Here is a 17,176-nt window from a genome sequence, read left to right on the forward strand (position 1 = left end):
CTACTGGCGAATTGATCCGGGCAATGCTATAGCAATCCTCATGGAACCTATTACAACTACAGAAGAACTGCGCTCACTGTGTGAAAGCTTGCGCAAGTTCGAATATGTCACTGTCGATACCGAATTCATGCGGGATTCGACCTATTGGCCGCAACTGTGTCTTGTGCAGCTTGCAAGCCCTGAACATTCCGACAACGGTGCCGCGGTCGATCCGCTTGCCGAGGGCATTGACCTGACTCCGCTGTTTGACCTGATGCAGGATGAAAGCGTGATCAAGGTGTTTCACGCCGCCCGTCAGGATATCGAAATCTTTGTTCATCTGTCTGGCAAGGTGCCCCATCCGGTGTTTGACACCCAGGTGGCTGCCATGGTGCTGGGCTATGGTGATCAGGTTGGATATGAAACGCTGGTCAACAAGGTGGCGCGCAAAAGCATTGATAAATCGATGCGCTTTACCGACTGGTCGCGCCGTCCGCTTTCATCGAAACAGATCAGCTACGCGCTTTCGGATGTCACCCATCTGCGGGTGATCTTTGAAGACTTCCATGATCGTCTTGAGGCCAATGGCCGTGCCGTATGGCTCAATGAGGAAATGGAACGTCTGACCGATCCGTCGATCTATTCGATTGATCCGGCGGAAGCATGGTTGCGCCTCAAGACACGGTCCAACAGCCCGAAGTTTCTGGCAGTTGCACGTGCGCTTGGCGAATGGCGTGAAACCGAGGCCCAGCGCAAGAACCTTCCGCGGAATCGCATTCTGCGCGATGACACGCTTCTTGATATCGCCGCGCGTCAGCCGATGAGTGAAGAAGATCTCGACAAGACCCGGGGTGTTGGCCGAAATTTCGGAAGCTCCAAACCCGGTCAGGCGATCATCGAGGCCATCAAGGCAGCCCTGGACAGTCCGCAGGACCTGTGGCCGAAGCCCAAGCAGCGCATCGAACTTCCGGCCGGGATTGGTCCGACGGTAGAACTGCTTAAGGTGCTGTTAAAGCTTTGCGCCGAGGAAAAGGGTGTTGCCCAGCGTCTGGTGGCATCTGGCGATGATCTTCAGAACATTGCGGCTGATGACAATGCCGATGTTCCGGCCATGCATGGCTGGCGTCGTGATCTTTTTGGTCAGTATGCCTTGCGCCTTAAACACGGGCAGCTTGGTCTGAAACTTCAGAATGGCGAAGTTGTTCTTGTTGATCTGAACGACTAGGTAAATCTGACGACCGGATATACAAAAACGGGGCCGTAACGGGCCCCGTTTTGTTTTGTGGGGTGGGTCCTAAGCGGGCAGGGCCGCGTCAAGCAATCCCTTGGCAATCGATTTTGCCGTTTGGGCGGCATCAGGAAGGCCGCGTACCTGAGCGGTCACAATTGCGCCTTCCTTGAGTAGGGCGAGTTGTTCGGCAAGTGTGACCGGATCCTTGGCACCTGCATCCGCGCAAAGACCGGCGATGTAGTCGAGAACCGATTGTTTGTGTTCAGCTGCAAGGCGGTGGGCTGGATGATCGGATTGTGAAAACTCGCCCGATGCATTGATAAAGGCGCAGCCCGCAAAGCCGAGTCCCTTAAAGGCACGTCCCCGGAACCATTGTTCCAGGGCATCAAACATCGCAAGAAGCTGTTCGCGCGGGTGATCAGATGCCTTTGTCATCTCGCCGGCAAGCCATTCACGAAACTGTTCATCCCGGCGTTGCAGCGCGGCAAGGATCAATTCATCCTTGGATTTGAAGTGCTTGTACATAGTCATTTTGGCGACGCCGGACTCGGCCAGAATTTTGTCAATTCCAGTGGCATTGAAGCCCTGTGTGTAGAACAGGCGCAAGGCAGTATCGACAAGATCGTCGCGTTTTGATCGCACTTTTATATCTCCAATAGTCAGACCGGTCTGTATTCTTTTGCCCTGAAAGTCGCAGAAAAGCAATAGTTTCAAAATTTCAGAATGATCGTTTTAAAAATATGTTTGACAAATAGACAGACCTGTCTGTATTGATATTGATACTTGAACACGAACATTTCGCTATTGAGGAGAAAACCCCATGACCAGAATTACACTTCCTGCGTCGATTGACGCCGCACCTGCAGCTGCCCAGCCGCTTCTTGAGGCCGTCAACAAACAGCTCGGTGTCGTGCCGAACCTTTTCCGTCTGACCGCAAACAGCCCGGCTGCCCTTGAAGGGTATCTTGGTTTGAATGGTGCCCTGGCAAAGGGCGCACTTGACGCCCAGACCCGCGAACGCATCGCGCTTGCTGTTGCCCAGATCAATGGTTGTGACTATTGCCTGTCAGCGCATAGCTATCTTGGTAAAAACCTTGCCAAGCTTGATGATGCCGAAATCGCAGCCAACCGTAATGGCAAGTCGAGCGATCAGAAGGCCAATGCTGCCGTGCGTTTCGCGGTTGCACTGGTTCACCAGCGCGGGCAGGTCAGCGAGGAAGACGTCAATGCCGTCAAGTCAGCTGGTTACAGCGAAGCCGAGCTTGTCGAAATTGTTGCGCATGTCGCGCTGAACACCCTCACCAATTACCTCAACGAGGCATTTGGCACCCCGATTGACTTCCCGGTAGTGCGCGCTGCGGCTGCGTAACATTCCGGTGCGCCCCCGGTCGACGGTCCCCCCTCCGCATATCTGCCCGCGTCGACCGGGGTCTTTTTCCTGATGACAGTCCAAGGATGAAAACCATGTCACGTCCACCACTTCCGCCCTTTGATCTTGAAACCGCTACGCAAAAGGTTCGCTTGGCCGAAGACGGCTGGAACGGGCAAGACCCGAGTAAAGTTGCACTGGCCTATACCGAGGACAGCCGTTGGCGTAACCGCGCCGAGATCTTTGAAGGACGTGAAAACATCGTCGCCTTCCTGACCCGCAAGTGGGAGAAGGAGCGGGAATATCGTCTGATCAAGGAACTTTGGGCATTCCGGGAAAATCGAATTGCGGTGCGTTTTGCCTATGAATATCTCGATGACAGCGGCAACTGGTTTCGTGCCTATGGCAATGAAAACTGGGAATTTGATGAACACGGCCTGATGCGCCATCGCGTTGCCTCGATCAATGACAAGCCGATCACTGAACAGGAACGGCTGTTCCACTGGCCGCTTGGCCGCCGTCCCGATGATCATCCGGGATTGTCCGAACTCGGACTTTGAAACAACCCAAACCGATTACCCCGCCATGTTCCGGTTCCTTAAACGGATAGGAAAGTTCGGCGGAAGCAAGTTCTACCCGGCAGGCAAGGTGGTGCGTCCCCGGTGCCGACTTGCCTGCCTCCCCGCAAAGGAACCTGAACATGATTGTCAAATATGTCGTCTTTTCGATCACATCGACCGCCGTGCTTTTCGTTTCTTCCCTGCTGGCGTTTGCTCCGTAATGTCAGTTCCAGGATGTCTCCCTGTAAACTTGCCGGAGCCCGTTTGGGCCCCGTTTTCTTATCTAGACAAACAGCCGCCCGGAATGTCGGGCGGCTGTTTGTTTGTTGCGGTGCCAGTGGTCTAGAACATGGTGTTGTCGTGAGCCTGTTGGTCAGGAACAGGCTGGGAAACATCCCAATGCTCGACAATCTTGCCATCTGCATCAAGCCGGAAGATATCTATCACTGCACTTTCGCCCTGTGCGGACGTGGAGCGAACATGAAGTGTGACCAGATCATCCTGGGCAATTGTCCGGACGATGTCGGCATGGATCGAAGGATCGGCCTTCAACCAGCCTGTGATGGCTGAGCGGAACCCTTCAATGCCGTCAGGCGCAAAGGGGTTATGCTGAATATATTCATCGCCCATAAACTTGGTAATCGCGCCATCGACATTATGCTGGTTAAAGACCATCTCATAGAATGCGACGGTATTGGCGGTATTGCGATCCTCTATCTCGCCTGCGTGAAGCGGGTGCGTGATAGTGAGCAAGGCCATGAGTAACGCTGACCGCAGAATGGATTTTGATCCGATCATTTGAGCGCTCCGGCAATAAAGTCCTCAACAGATTGCGGTTTGCGTCCGACAAGTTTTTCGAAATCGTCACTGACGGTTTCGTAGTCACCTTTCTTGGCGCCAACATAAAGACCGGCAAGGGCTTCGACCAGATGGCCCGGCAGCCCGATGCCATTGAGGATGCCGACATGGACATCAGCGGGCAGGTCGGCAAACTGAATATCCTTGCCGGTGGCCTTGGCGATGTAACCTGCGATCTCGGTATGGGTGACGGCCTTGCCGCCGGTCAGATCATAGATTTTGTTGATATGTGCGGCCGGATTGGCAAGTACGGTTGCTGCTGCTTCGGCCAGATCATTGCGCGGGATATAGGTGATTTTGGCATCCCCAGCCGGTGCGCCATAAGCGCCGGTTTCAAGAGCATGCGGCACACCGGCCAGCAGCAGGTCGGCATAGAAGCTGTTGCGCAGCAGGGTATAGTCCAGGCCGCTTGCCTTGATGTAATTCTCGGTATCAAGATGGATGGCCGAATAGGTGAAATCGGCATCCGCACGCGGATTGACAATGCTGGTATAGACCAGATGTCTGACCCCGGCAGCCTTGGCTGCATCAACAGCGGTGCGATGCTGTGCAATGCGCGTGGCGTTATCGGCCTCTGCCGAAATGATCAGGACGGTATCAATGCCCTTGAACGCGGTCGTCATCAAAGCAAGGTCGTCAAAATCGCCATGGCGCACATCAATGCCCTGGGTGGCAAGCTGATCGGCCTTTGCAGGTGTCCGAACGCTTACGGCGATCTGATTGGCGGGAAGGTGATCCAGAAGATGTTTTACAACGAGGCTTCCAAGTTGGCCGGTTGCGCCGGTAATCAGTGTTTTCATGTCAAATTCTCCGGATAAGGGGCAGGCGGCGCCTGTGAATAACACGGAGTTTGACGGCAATAAGTTATATGATCAATTCGATGAATATGATAATTAATATGCATGAATATCGATGAATTGGATCTTGATTATCGTTTGCTGCGTCTGTTTCTGACCATCTATGACGAAGGGTCGGTAACAGCTGCGGCCAATCGCCTTGGTGTCGGTCAGCCAACCGTCAGTCACGGGCTTGACCGGTTGCGCCAGATCGTTGGTGATCCGTTGTTTGTAAGATCGGGACGGTCGATCTCGCCAACCGCACATGCCGATGAAATTGCGCCGCAAATTCGCGTGCTGTTGCAAGGCATGCGGGATCTGACCCGCGTGGTAACATTTGATCCCGATAATCCGGATCACTTTGCGCGCTTTACTCTTGGTGCCAATGACTATGAAGTCGCGGTGGTCCTGCCGGCCTTGATGCAACGTTTACAGGCGTGCAAGGCGGATATCCGGCTCAAGATTCTGTCGATTAATGGCGAGGACCATTTTGTCAGCTTGCTCCGCAACGGCAAAATTGACCATGCCATAAGTATTCAGTCAGCGGGCAAACATGCTGATATCGCGATGCAGGCCCTGTTTCGCGAACGGATGCGTTGCTTTTATGATCCGGCTTTTCACGATGGGCCACCCGATACCGTGGATCGTTATTGCGCAGCAGATCATGCGCGTGTGATCATCGGGGCGAATGATGTGTCGGCGATTGATGATATGCTTCGTGCAGCTGGCCGATCTCGCCGCACGGCACTACAAGTTTCAACCTTTGCCAGTATTCCAAACCTGATCCGCGGGACCAAGATCATCGCGACATTACCGTCACGGCTGTCAGAAAACATGATGGGGGGCTTTGCAACCTGCGAGTTTCCGCTGGCGTTTCCCGGATATGGATTTGCTCAATACTGGCATGTCCGGAATGCGGCGAATGCTGCACATAAATGGCTCCGCAGCGAGATTTTCAGGATTGCACGCGGATTGGTTTAACGGAACATCGCCGTTATTGCGAGCTCGCTCATTGGCGGCGAACTGCTTCTATAAATTCCTTGGGTGCACCGTACAACAATGGTGACAGTTCCTTGAGCTTTGTATCAGAAAGCTCCCACCAGCATGTTTCAAGAAGCTGTTCGATTACCTCATCGTCGAACCGCTTTCGAATGATCCTGGCGGGATTTCCCCCGACAATAGCGTATGGGGGGACGTCTTTTGTTACAACTGCTCCGGCGGCGACCACTGCACCTGTTCCGATTTTCACACCCGACAAGATGATGGCACGCGCGCCGATCCAGACATCATGTTCCAGACTTATCGGACCTTTGGTAATTGCGTCCTGGTTACCATTTTCAGTGTCCCACAGAAGCGTCTTGAAGGGATAAGTGCTTGGGTGATCAAGAGGGTGATCTACCTTGCACAGAAAAAGAACATCAGGACCAATTGAACAGTAACTACCTACTGTCAGGGATGCGTCAGAAGAAACTCCTGCGATCATATTCTTGTGCAAACCATAGGAGTGCTTTCCGATGGTTACATAGGAAGGTAGCTGTTTCCTCTTGGGTTTAATGCCCAGCAGTTTGCGCAAGCGATCTTTAAGTTTCATGATTTCGCCACCATTCGACACAGCTTTCCAAAGCTGACGCGAGGTCAAATTTCGGCTTGAAGCCGATTGTTTCTGCAAGAACAGATGTATCCGCAACCAGGTAGGGAGGATCATCTGGCCGGTCAGGCAGGCTGCCCGCAGATATCTGTCCCTGTCCGATCATGTTTTGCAGCATGTTTGCAACAGACAGAAGCGAGTGTCCTTCGCCACTGGCTACGTTGACAATACCGGTGAATTGACTATCGAATATCTTCGAGAAGGCCGAACCTGCATCCTCGACATGCATGAAGTCCCGAACTTGCGTGCCGGAACTCATCTTTGCAACATCGTTGGCAAGTAATGCCCTGGTAACAGCAGGGACGAAGCGGGCAGGATATTCGCCCGGTCCGCAGAGCAGGAACAATCGAGCCCATGCGATTGAAGCACCCTGATCGTTCAAACGCAGGCAGTGATCCGCCAGTTTGAGCTTTTCCTGACCGTAAAGTGTTGCTGGGTTGCACGCATCAGTTTCGCGTGTCTTCTGGCCCGGCTTTGTGGTTGTCCAGTCATATTCGGCACAACTTCCGGCAAGAACTACGCGCTTGCCACCGTGATCCAGAAACCGGCTTAGCAAGTCGATGGATGCAGCCATCCAGTCGGGATTATCCGGTGCATTCCAGAAATGCCCATGTCTGGTTTGCCATGCCAGATGGATCAAGCCGTCAGGTTTCTCGTCATGAATGATACGGGATCGAAATTCGACATCTAGCAGATCACCCACCAGATGGGTGGATGACTGCGAACCGGAACGCCCGCAGCTCAGAACATCATGTCCCGATGCACGCAGTGATGCGTAAACATGTGAACCGATCAGGCCATTGGCGCCAGTTACAAGGACTTTCATTTCAGTCGCTCATAGTCGGGATAGTTTGCATCACGATCATTGATGATGGTCGGTGCCATTGGCCATTCAATTGCAAATGCGGGATCATCCCATCGAACGCCGCCGGCGAGATCTGCTTTGAATGGCGCACCCATCAGGTACATGACTTCTGAGTTGTCCTCGAGTGTCAGGAACCCGTGAGCACAACCGGCCGGAATGATCAATGATTTACGATTGCGGGATGAAAGTTCGGCTGAGGTCCATTGGCAGTAAGTGGGAGAGCCCGCGCGCAGATCAATAACGACGTCAAATATGCATCCGGCAATGCATCGCACGATCTTGGGATCTCCAACGGGCTCTTGTTGGTAATGCATTCCACGCAATGTGCCGACATGATGATTGAAGGACAGATTGGCCTGATGGATTGTAAAATCATGACCATGTTGACCCAGTTCTTCGACACAAAAGGATCGTGCAAAAAAACCGCGGTCGTCTTCGTGTCTTTCAAGCTCGATCAGGTCGACACCCTCAATATCTGTCTTTGTTAGTTTCATCCCACGACTGCAACTTCAGGTACCGCGACCACAAACTTTCCATCCCACTGCTTTACGTATGCGACATCATTCATGATCTCGTTCTGTAAATTCCATGGCAGAATAAGCACGTAATCAGGTTTGCGTTCTTTGAGGGTGTCGGGGGCGTGGACCGGAATGCGGCTTCCGGGCAGAAGCGTCTGTTGCTTGTGCGGATTTGCGTCGACAACAAAGTCAATCAGGTCAGCCCCAATTCCACAGTAATTCAGAAGGGTATTCCCCTTTGCTGCTGCGCCGTAACCGGCGACCGTCTTGTTTTCTGCCTTCGCTTTTTTGAGGAAGGCAAGCAGGTCGTCGCGGATTTTCTGAACTTTGGTTTCAAAACCTTCGTAGCAGACAAGTGTTGAAATGCCCGCGTCTGCTTCTTTGGAGCGCAACGCAATCAGACGATCGCTTTCCGGACGCGTCCCGATCATCTTCTGAGCCCAGACGCGCAGGCTGCCACCGTGGGTTGGCAGTTCTTCGACGTCAAAGACCTTAAGCCCGTTTGCCGCAAAGCATTTTTCAACCGCGTACAATGACAGGTAAGAAAAATGTTCATGATAGATTGTGTCGAACTGCGTTTTCTCCAACAGGTTCAACAGATGGGGAAACTCAAAGGTCGATACGCCGTCATCCTTGAGGATGATCGCAAAGCCAGACACAAAATCGTTGATATCGGGTACATGTGCCAGAACGTTGTTTGCTGCTGTCAAACTGGCATGCCCGTGTTCAGCGACAACTTTCTCAGCCGTTTCCTTGCCAAAGAAGGCGACCAGACTACGGACGCCTTTCTTCTCGGCTTCGGCTGCGACATTGCCTGCCGGTTCTACGCCAAGAACCGGCACGCCGTTGGCAACGAAATGCTGCAACAGATAACCATCGTTGGACGCTACCTCGACAACGAATGAGTTTTCGTTCAGGCCAAGTCGTTCCGTGGCGCTCTCGCAATATTTGCGAGCATGCTCGACCCAACTGCTCGAATAGCTTGAGAAATAGGCGTAGTGACTAAAGATATCGGATGGCGGGACAACGTCGTCGACCTGAACAAGGAAGCATTTGCCGCAGACACGCGCGTGCAGCGGGTAAGCCGGGTCGGTATCGGTCTTGTGATCAAGTGGAACATAGGAGTTCGCAAGCGGGCTGAGACCCAGATCAACAAGAGTATGTTCAAGATCGGTGCCGCAAGCACGGCAAGTTGGCGTTGTCATTCTTTATCCATCATCGCTTCAAACGAAGTAATCTGTGCTTCTGTAATATTGCGCATGTTTTCGCCGGTCAAATGTGCTTTGTGCCATTTAACAATCCAGTCGACACATTCCGACAGGTTCAGGCGTGGTTCCCATGAAAGGGTAGAGTTCGCAAGACTGGAGTCCAGCGCAAGCGTCAATGCTTCCTTGCTTGCGCCGGAGACATCTTGTTGTCGTGTGCCAGCATCACACCCCCACGCCTGCAATACGAGGCTCGTCATATGTGCAACTGTGTGAGAACCTTTCGGACCAAAGTTCAAAGCTGACGTAGAGGTCTTCTTTTCAACAGCAGCCTGCAAATACATCAGATACCCGGCGACCGGTTCAATGACATGTTGCCAAGGCCGCGTTGTGCCGGGACTGCGCAATTCGACAGCTTCGTTTTTTGATGCCGCCCGGATTATGTCGGTCATCAACCTGTCTTCGGACCAATCACCGCCACCGACGACATTACCTGCGCGTGCAGTGACAAGCGGAATGCCCTTTGCACGGAAATAGCTTTGTTCAAAGCTGCGCGCGACGATCTCCTGACAGCCCTTGGAAGCGCTATAGGGATCGCGTCCGCCCAGCGCATCGCCTTCGCGGAAGACAATCTCACCATGGGCCTGATCATAGCTGTCATTGTCATAGGCCTTGTCACTGGTGACGACCAGAATGCCTTTGACTGTTTCGCAATCACGCAGTGCATCAAGAAGATGGGCTGTTCCCATGATATTGGTTGCCATGGTTTCTACCGGTTCGCGATAGCCGCGGCGCACCAGCGGCTGTGCCGCCATATGTAAAACCAGATCCGGCTGGACATCGTGCACCATCTTCTGAACGTCACTACGATCACGAAGATCGGCAATCATTTCCGAGGCATAATCAAGGTCAAGCAAGTCATGTAAATTTGGATCGGTTTCAGGTGCCAGGGCAAAGCCGTGGACTTCGGCTCCCATCTTCATCAACCATGCGGCTGCCCAACTGCCTTTGAATCCGGTATGACCGGTAAGAAGGACCCGTTTTCCAGACCAGAAAGAACGAAGGTTGTTACTCGGTCGCATCAATTTTACCAGACCTTCCACGGCGCACTGCCATCAGACCACAGGCCTTCGAGCATGTGTTTTTCGCGTAATGTGTCCATCGGCTGCCAGAACCCGTCATGACGCCATGCAGAAAGTTCGTTGTTTTCCGAGAGGTTGCGAAGCGGTTCTGCTTCCCACACCGTCTGGTCGTCTTTGATTTCGGCGAGTACGGACTTCTCGCAAACAAAGAATCCGGCATTGATACGTGCGCCATCGCCAAGCGGCTTTTCCTGAAATGCCGTGACTTGGTCGCCGTCAAGAACGGTTGCACCGAAGCGTCCCGGAGGTGAGACAACCGTCATGGTCGCCTTTCGACCCTGCTTTTTGTGGAACTCGATACTCGCCGTAATATCGATATTGCCGAGGCCGTCACCATAGGTCAGGCAGAACGGTTTCTCGTCATCAAGGTAATCGGCAACTCGTTTGATGCGGCCGCCGGTCATGCTGTTCAAACCTGTATCAACAAGTGTGATCTTCCACGGTTCTGCATTGGCATTGTGATATTCAAGCTGGTTCGAGGCCATATCGATGGTGACATCGGCGTGGTGCAGGAAGTAATTCGCAAAATATTCCTTGATGACATAGCCCTTGTAGCCAAGGCATATGACAAATTCATTTACCCCATGCGCCGAATAGATTTTCATAAGGTGCCACAGGATCGGTTTACCGCCGATTTCGACCATCGGCTTCGGTTTGACCGAAGTTTCTTCGCTCAGTCGGCTGCCGTAACCGCCAGCAAGAATTACTGCCTTCATCAGAATAGATATCCATTCATCCAGATTTGTACGTCAGTTCTTGTGAACAGCTCTGTCAACGCGGAAGTTTTGAAGCCCTGATACCAATTACGGCGGCCAATGAACCCGCAGACCGGGCCAGATCACGCCAACATTTTGCTTGTTTCATGACGACACCATACATCAGTGCTTTTCCAGCAAACCGTAAAGCGTACTTTATGCCAAGACAGTTCCCGGCCAGACGACCTTTGTATTTGGTTTCAAAGTATATTCTGGACCATGCAATGTTCCAGAATTTTTCCCAATAATAGGCTCGGTTCGGGCGTACAGAACCGCCGTTAAGATGTGTGACGACAGAAGATGCAACGAGAATAAGCATGTAACCTGCCCTGCGAAGGCGCACGCACATGTCATCATCTTCGTAGTAAAGATAGATCTCCGGGTCGTAAAACCCGACTTGCTTCATTGCATCCATACGGACAAGGTTGACCGCACCCGATAGAAATTCGACACAAAGGGGGCCTTCAGGAACGCAACGATAGGCCTGTTTCCCGTAGGAATTGCGCTTCCAAATCTCGACATTGTGGCTTGGCTCAATGTTTCCGTTACCATCTTTGTGAAGTGGCCCAAACATCGCGGCGTCGGGATACTGATCTGCAGCGTCGACCAGTGCATCAATCGCATCTTTTGTCATCAGAGAGTCAGGATTTGCCAGAAGGGCAAATTCTGTTGTTACTTCCGAAAGTCCTTGACTGGCCGCTGTACCATAACCAAGGCCGATCTTGTTGCGGATGATTTTTGCATCAGGACGCAATGCAGTCACGATATCGAGGGTGTCATCTGTGGATGCGTTATCAACAACGATCAGGGGAAGGTTGGCCGGCAGCGATTTCAGAAGGCCACCAATAACCAGCCCACCATTGTGGGTGATCGTGATTACAGTTGTTCTCGCCGTCATACATGTTCCCCGAAGAATCTATGCTGTCCCATGCGGGTGAACATATTCAATCCTTGGGCAATGTCCAACCAGAGTTTGTTCATTTGCCAAAAAAGCCGGCACTTGAAAAGCAACGGTGAATTTAAGTCCGAAGGTCATTGATCTATGCCAGTTGTTCGCGACGAAATTTCAATTCCGCCGACCCATCGGGTGCCGGTGAAGGTTTTCAGGAAGTTGCGTTTTCCCGACAGGGTTTCGGTACCTTCCGGCGTCAGGGAGATGGTGCGGGTTGGCCAATCCTGATTGTTGTCGCCTGACAGGGTGAAAAGTGGCGTCGTGGATTTCATCATTGTCTGAATTTCGGTCCAGAACATCAGGTCGCCAAGATAGGGAAGCTGGTCGTAACTTCGCATCAGATGACCAAAGACCTTCCCGACGGTCAGCGGCCCATGGTTGGCAATGATTTGAAGGATCAGTTTCTGGGTCAGGCCAAGCCCGGTTTGCGGATCGGGGCGTTCGGCGTGATGACGTTTCAATGCCGCAATCATATGGGGCAAGGACGTGTCGCCTTTTTCAATGACGGATTGCAGGGCATCAGGACTGGATGATCGAACGGCCTGCCAAGCCGACTGTCCGGCACGCAGCATGGCTTCGGACACAGGTACCCGATGGTTCTCCCAGCACCAGATCAGAAGTTCCGGGGAGAGCTGCCCCAGACCGATGAAGCGTTCAACGCCGGGGACCTGTCCAACCGATATCAGTTCAAGGCGTGTGTTCGGTCGGGTGGCGGCGATGAAATCCATCAGAAATGCCAAAATCAGCTGATCGTAACTGTCATGTTCGAACCAGAGAACAACATGTTCGTAATCGCCAAGGGTTGTTAAAGCGCCATATTCCCGTTGGCATCGTGCAAGAGCATCTTTGGGGGTAATCTGATAGCTACTGGCAATGAAATCGGCCCTGACCGATACAAATTCATCAAGCGGCAGGTTTGGCACCGGCCCCTGACAGAACGGGTCGGCAAATTCCAGAAAGTCTCCCAGGAAACCGGCAATCTGAAGTCCGTTCCGGATATCCGAACCACATCGCAGATGAAGGGTGTTCCCGGTGTCAGGCATCGGCTGCGTGCCGGTTGCGATCTGGCGGGTGTGTTCGGTGATACGGTCAATGTGATGTTTGAGCTTTGGCCAACTGGCAAAGCCGTTCTCGCGTGCGATCACCATCTGAGCATCGGCGAGCTTGGTCTCTGAAATTTCTGTATCCGGGATCGTTTGGCCGTTTTGCGCAAAGCGTTCGATTGCATCGGGATCAGAAGCGTGCAGGGCACGCAAAAGTTCCTTGGCACGTTTGCGTTGCTGTTCAAGGCTCAAGCGCCCGTCAAAGACAAGACGTGATGGTGCAGAAGAGGTTTTGTCGGATTTGGATGTACGTGACGCGGACATACGATTCCCCTGATGATGGGGCCTGTGTCCGCCTGACAGGCAAGGAAACCGTCTGTTTCATATGCGTTCTAGAGTGGGCGCAGCCCTTTCCGCGGACGGGGTGCCGGAAGGCAACCCCAAAATAGCGGTTTTGTATGCGAAAGCAAACCGTTCCTGAATTATTTCAGACGGACTTCGCTTTCGCGGTTCATCAGTTTGGCAAGCTTTGAAAGCCGTTGTTCAACAACCTCGCCATAGAGTGTCGAGACCTTTTCATCGAACTCAAGGATCAGCTTGTCACCTTCAAGCAGAAGCCGGGTTTGTTGCAAAATGCCCTCAACCCCGCCCGAAAGCGTATGCCCAAGTCGAATGACATGACCAAACAGGCGGCCGGTCAGACGGGCATCATCATCAAGGATCCGGTCGCTGGCTTCATCACCCTTGAAGTTGCCGGTATAGCGCGACCCGATTGTGTAGGCGAGAAACACCCGGTCATGATGGTTCAGATCAAGATAGGGGTGACGCAGAATGCGGTTATAGCTCTGTATTGCGCGATAATCAGGATGTTCGTTCCAGCCGACATCGCCAATGATACAGGCTGCAAGGCGCAAGCGTTCGATATTGTCAGGCAGTTCGGAGAAGATGGGCGCACACCAGCGCGCGACTTCCTCACCATGCTGATGAAAGCGTTCACCGTCCTCGGCGAAGCTGAGGCAGGCATCAAGAAGCGGGTCGCGCTGACGCAAGTCTTCTGGCAGGACTTCATACATCCAGCCTTCACGCAGGCCATGGCCGGAAAAGACGACCTCGTTCGGGCGCATGCGTGCCAATAGCATGTTCATGACAAGGGCGGCATGGGGCAGGCTGTCGACACGGCGTTTGGAGACACCGCCAATCTTTTCAAGCGAGATACGGCTTTGCTGCGAAATAATGTGGGTCAGTTCATCCATTTCGGATCGGGGCATTGCCAAGTTATGCACCACAGAAATCGGATAGTTTTCCTGAGCGATGAACAGTTTGGCAATCGAACGCCATGATCCGCCAACCGCAAAAAGCTGCTGCCCGCTTGCTTCGGAGAGCCAGTCGACACTGTCAAGATAACGGGTGATTTCGGCGGTCAGGCGCGCACGGTTCGAACCGAATACGGCATGAAGACGCATGGCCCCGAGGGGAAGGCTGACGCGCTTTTTAATCTCGCCCCGATCAAGCAGGACGAGTTCAAGCGACCCGCCACCAATATCACCCATAATGCCACTTGCAACCGGGTCACCGGAAATAATGCCAAGGGCAGAAAGCCGCGCTTCTTCAAGGCCGTCAATTACCTTGACCGTCAGTCCGGTTTCCCTGGCAATGCGATCACAAAACAGTTTGCCATCACTTGCCGCGCGCACAGCAGCGGTGGCAAGAACATCTACACGAGCGACCTTCATGGCACGTAAAAGCGTTGCAAACCGCTGCATGGCGACCACGGCAAGCTCGACCCCCTCGGGGTTGAGCTTGCCGGTGTCTTCGGGGTCGCGTCCCAGTCCGCACATGACTTTCTCGTTGAAAATCGGGACTGGGGCACGTGTCATGCCATCGAAAATGACAAGGCGCACAGAGTTTGAGCCAACATCAATAATCGCGATGCGGTTGGAAGCCCGTTGGTCAGTTAGCATACTGTTGATGGCACCTGTTGGTCGTGTGTCGGCATCTTGGAAGGATCAATCATCAAGCTGCAGAACGGGGACATTCGGGTCCTCTTCATTCAGGGCGCTACCGCGGCCTGACAGGGACGGGTTGGTCATGAAATACTGGTGTGACGAAAACGCCTTTTCACCGGCTTCGCAGCGTTCATAGGAACCGTCAGCTTGCAGGTACCAAGCCTGTGCCGTGTCTTTGAGGTTGGCAATCATGATCTGTTCAACAATCTGGCGCTGACAGGTCGGATTTTCAACCGGAACAAGGGTTTCAACACGACGGTTCAAATTACGCGGCATCCAGTCCGCAGACGAGATAAATGCCTTGGCCTTGCGCGACGGAAGCTTTGCCCCATTGGCAAAGACCACAATACGCGAATGTTCAAGGAAGCGACCGACAATTGATTTGACCCGGATATTTTCCGAAAGCCCCGGCACACCCGGACGCAAACAGCAAATCCCGCGCACCACCAGTTCAACATGCACACCGGCCTGGCTTGCCCGATAGAGCGCATCAATCACAACCGGATCGACCAGACTGTTCATCTTGGCCCAGATGCCACATGGCTTGCCAGCCTTGCAGTTTTCGATTTCCTGATCAATATGGGTCAAAAGTGTCGGGCGGAGTGTATGCGGGGCAATCGCGATCTTTTCAAGGGAACGCGGGGTCGCATAACCGGTCATGAAGTTAAAGATGCTTGCCGCATCGCGCCCCAAAGCCGGATCGCAGGAGAAGAATGAAATGTCGGTATAGAACTTTGCGGTGATCGGGTGATAGTTCCCGGTCCCGAAATGGACATAGGTTTTAAGGCCGTGGGTTTCGCGGCGGACAACCAGCGACACCTTGGCATGGGTTTTCCAGTCAAGGAAGCCATAAACCACCTGACAGCCGGCACGTTCAAGGTCGGCCGCCCAGCGCAGGTTGGCTTCCTCGTCAAAGCGGGCCTTGAGTTCGACCATGGCGGTGACGGATTTACCGGCCTCGGCAGCCGCAATCAGGGCTTTGACAATCGGGCTGTTTTCCGAGGTACGATAAAGGGTCTGCTTGATGGTGACGACATCCGGGTCGCGTGCAGCCTGAAGCAGGAACTGCACCACCACGTCGAAATCTTCGAACGGGTGGTGAACCACAAGGTCCTTTTTGCTGATGGCAGCAAAGCAATCACCGCCAAAGTCACGCACACGTTCCGGGTAACGCGCCGCATAGGGGGCAAACAAAAGGTCATGATGCAGATCGGAATCGATCAGCTGTTTGACATCGACGACCCCCAGAAGGCCGTCAACCTTGACGACTTCTTCAAGGGCGACATCAAGTTCATCAATGACAAAGTCCAGAAGGTCTTCGGGGATTGCCGCATTGACCTTAAGGCGGATGATGCTGCCGCGACGGCGACGTTTCAGGGCGGTTTTGAAAACGCGCACCAGATCTTCTGCTTCTTCCTCGATCTCGACATCCGAGTCACGGATGACACGGAAGAAGCCATGTTCGATCATGTCAAAGCCCGGGAACAGCTTGCCAAGATACAGCAAGATCGCCTGTTCGACCGGAAGATAGCGTTCATTGCGACCCGGCAGACGCAGGAAGCGCCCGATCTTTTGCGGGACCGGGATCAGGCCGCGCATATTGTGCCCGTCAGCCGGATCAAACAGCTGCATCACAATGGCAAAGCCAAGGTTGGGAATGAACGGGAAGGGGTGTGACGGATCAATGGCAAGCGGTGTCAGGGTCGGGAAGATTTCGCGCATGAAATAGCCATCAAGCCATTTGCGGTCCGTCTGGGTCAGGTCGGACTGATCAATGACCGAAATGCCCTGTTGTTCCATTTCACGGCTAAGCTGTCGCCAGATGCGTTGCTGATCCTGCATCAGCTGGTTGGCATCAAAGGTAATGGCGCGCAGCTGCTCGGACGGGCTCATACCATCCTGACTGACCTTGGTCATGCCTGCGCGCAACTGACCGACAAGACCTGCGACACGCACCATGTAAAATTCATCAAGGTTGCTGGCCGAGATCGACAGAAAGCGCAAGCGTTCAAGCAGCGGGTGCCCGCTATTCTGGGCTTCTTCAAGAACGCGATTGTTGAAAGCCAGCCACGAAAGTTCGCGGTTTATGAAACGGCTTTCCGAATCAATGGTGATCGCGCTTGATTGAACTGCAGCGGCGTGTGTCACGCTATGCCTCCTGCGGATTGAGGGAATGTCTTTGAATTTATGCGACAGTTCCCGGTTGCAA

17 protein-coding genes are annotated in these 17,176 nt (G+C 53.2%); 4 read left to right on the forward strand and 13 right to left on the reverse strand.

The window, feature by feature from the left end; translation table 11 throughout:
• Window positions 1-40 precede the first annotated feature (40 nt).
• Window positions 41-1,204: a ribonuclease D gene (rnd, locus tag ACTU44_RS09480; RefSeq protein ID WP_462097287.1), complete on the forward strand. Its 1,164-nt coding sequence runs from the start codon at window positions 41-43 to the stop codon at window positions 1,202-1,204.
• A 69-nt stretch (window positions 1,205-1,273) separates the two neighbouring features.
• Here rnd and ACTU44_RS09485 read toward each other — a convergent pair whose 3' ends face one another.
• Window positions 1,274-1,852 carry a TetR/AcrR family transcriptional regulator gene (locus tag ACTU44_RS09485; RefSeq protein WP_462097288.1) on the reverse strand — a complete coding sequence of 193 codons (579 nt, stop codon included), beginning with the start codon at window positions 1,850-1,852 and terminating at the stop codon, window positions 1,274-1,276.
• Window positions 1,853-2,030: 178 nt separating this feature from the next.
• Here ACTU44_RS09485 and ACTU44_RS09490 point away from each other — a divergent pair, with 178 nt between their 5' ends.
• Complete coding sequence (locus ACTU44_RS09490) at window positions 2,031-2,579, forward strand: carboxymuconolactone decarboxylase family protein (protein ID WP_114098797.1); 549 nt, start codon at window positions 2,031-2,033, stop codon at window positions 2,577-2,579.
• 95 nt (window positions 2,580-2,674) lie between these two features.
• Entirely contained in the window at window positions 2,675-3,139 is a 465-nt protein-coding gene (locus ACTU44_RS09495; RefSeq protein WP_462097289.1) for a nuclear transport factor 2 family protein, read from the forward strand.
• Window positions 3,140-3,481: 342 nt separating this feature from the next.
• Here the strand turns inward: ACTU44_RS09495 and ACTU44_RS09500 are convergent, their stop codons facing one another.
• The gene (locus ACTU44_RS09500; protein ID WP_114098796.1) at window positions 3,482-3,937 is read right to left on the reverse strand and encodes a nuclear transport factor 2 family protein; all 456 of its coding nucleotides are present in this window, start codon (window positions 3,935-3,937) and stop codon (window positions 3,482-3,484) included.
• The gene (locus ACTU44_RS09505) at window positions 3,934-4,797 is read right to left on the reverse strand and encodes an SDR family oxidoreductase (protein WP_462097290.1); all 864 of its coding nucleotides are present in this window, start codon (window positions 4,795-4,797) and stop codon (window positions 3,934-3,936) included. The genes ACTU44_RS09500 and ACTU44_RS09505 overlap by 4 nt, the downstream gene beginning before the upstream one ends.
• A gap of 102 nt (window positions 4,798-4,899) precedes the next feature.
• Between ACTU44_RS09505 and ACTU44_RS09510 the strand changes: the two genes are divergently transcribed.
• Window positions 4,900-5,814 (forward strand): LysR family transcriptional regulator, encoded by a 915-nt coding sequence (locus ACTU44_RS09510; RefSeq protein ID WP_462097291.1) that lies wholly within the window; start codon window positions 4,900-4,902, stop codon window positions 5,812-5,814.
• 28 nt (window positions 5,815-5,842) lie between these two features.
• Here the strand turns inward: ACTU44_RS09510 and ACTU44_RS09515 are convergent, their stop codons facing one another.
• The 10 genes from ACTU44_RS09515 to ACTU44_RS09560 form a co-directional block, all read right to left on the reverse strand.
• Entirely contained in the window at window positions 5,843-6,424 is a 582-nt protein-coding gene (locus tag ACTU44_RS09515; protein ID WP_462097292.1) for a CatB-related O-acetyltransferase, read from the reverse strand.
• Complete coding sequence (locus ACTU44_RS09520; protein WP_462097293.1) at window positions 6,414-7,307, reverse strand: NAD-dependent epimerase/dehydratase family protein; 894 nt, start codon at window positions 7,305-7,307, stop codon at window positions 6,414-6,416. The genes ACTU44_RS09515 and ACTU44_RS09520 overlap by 11 nt, the downstream gene beginning before the upstream one ends.
• Window positions 7,304-7,840 carry a dTDP-4-dehydrorhamnose 3,5-epimerase gene (gene rfbC / locus ACTU44_RS09525; RefSeq protein WP_462097294.1) on the reverse strand — a complete coding sequence of 179 codons (537 nt, stop codon included), beginning with the start codon at window positions 7,838-7,840 and terminating at the stop codon, window positions 7,304-7,306. The genes ACTU44_RS09520 and rfbC overlap by 4 nt, the downstream gene beginning before the upstream one ends.
• Complete coding sequence (locus tag ACTU44_RS09530) at window positions 7,837-9,069, reverse strand: class I SAM-dependent methyltransferase (RefSeq protein WP_462097295.1); 1,233 nt, start codon at window positions 9,067-9,069, stop codon at window positions 7,837-7,839. Before ACTU44_RS09530 ends, rfbC begins: the two co-directional genes overlap by 4 nt.
• Entirely contained in the window at window positions 9,066-10,151 is a 1,086-nt protein-coding gene (gene rfbG, locus ACTU44_RS09535) for a CDP-glucose 4,6-dehydratase (RefSeq protein WP_462097296.1), read from the reverse strand. Before rfbG ends, ACTU44_RS09530 begins: the two co-directional genes overlap by 4 nt.
• Before the next feature lie 5 nt (window positions 10,152-10,156).
• The gene (gene rfbF / locus ACTU44_RS09540; RefSeq protein WP_462097297.1) at window positions 10,157-10,927 is read right to left on the reverse strand and encodes a glucose-1-phosphate cytidylyltransferase; all 771 of its coding nucleotides are present in this window, start codon (window positions 10,925-10,927) and stop codon (window positions 10,157-10,159) included.
• Window positions 10,928-10,982: 55 nt separating this feature from the next.
• Window positions 10,983-11,864 (reverse strand): glycosyltransferase family 2 protein, encoded by an 882-nt coding sequence (locus ACTU44_RS09545; protein ID WP_462097298.1) that lies wholly within the window; start codon window positions 11,862-11,864, stop codon window positions 10,983-10,985.
• Between the two features lie 134 nt (window positions 11,865-11,998).
• A complete protein-coding gene (locus tag ACTU44_RS09550) occupies window positions 11,999-13,285 on the reverse strand; it encodes a DUF1835 domain-containing protein (protein ID WP_462097299.1) in 1,287 nt (428 codons plus the stop codon).
• 158 nt (window positions 13,286-13,443) lie between these two features.
• Complete coding sequence (locus tag ACTU44_RS09555) at window positions 13,444-14,922, reverse strand: Ppx/GppA phosphatase family protein (RefSeq protein ID WP_462097300.1); 1,479 nt, start codon at window positions 14,920-14,922, stop codon at window positions 13,444-13,446.
• 45 nt (window positions 14,923-14,967) lie between these two features.
• A complete protein-coding gene (locus tag ACTU44_RS09560; protein WP_114098784.1) occupies window positions 14,968-17,115 on the reverse strand; it encodes an RNA degradosome polyphosphate kinase in 2,148 nt (715 codons plus the stop codon).
• Window positions 17,116-17,176: the final 61 nt, after the last annotated feature.

It is taken from the genome of Thalassospira sp. SM2505, from assembly GCF_054901115.1.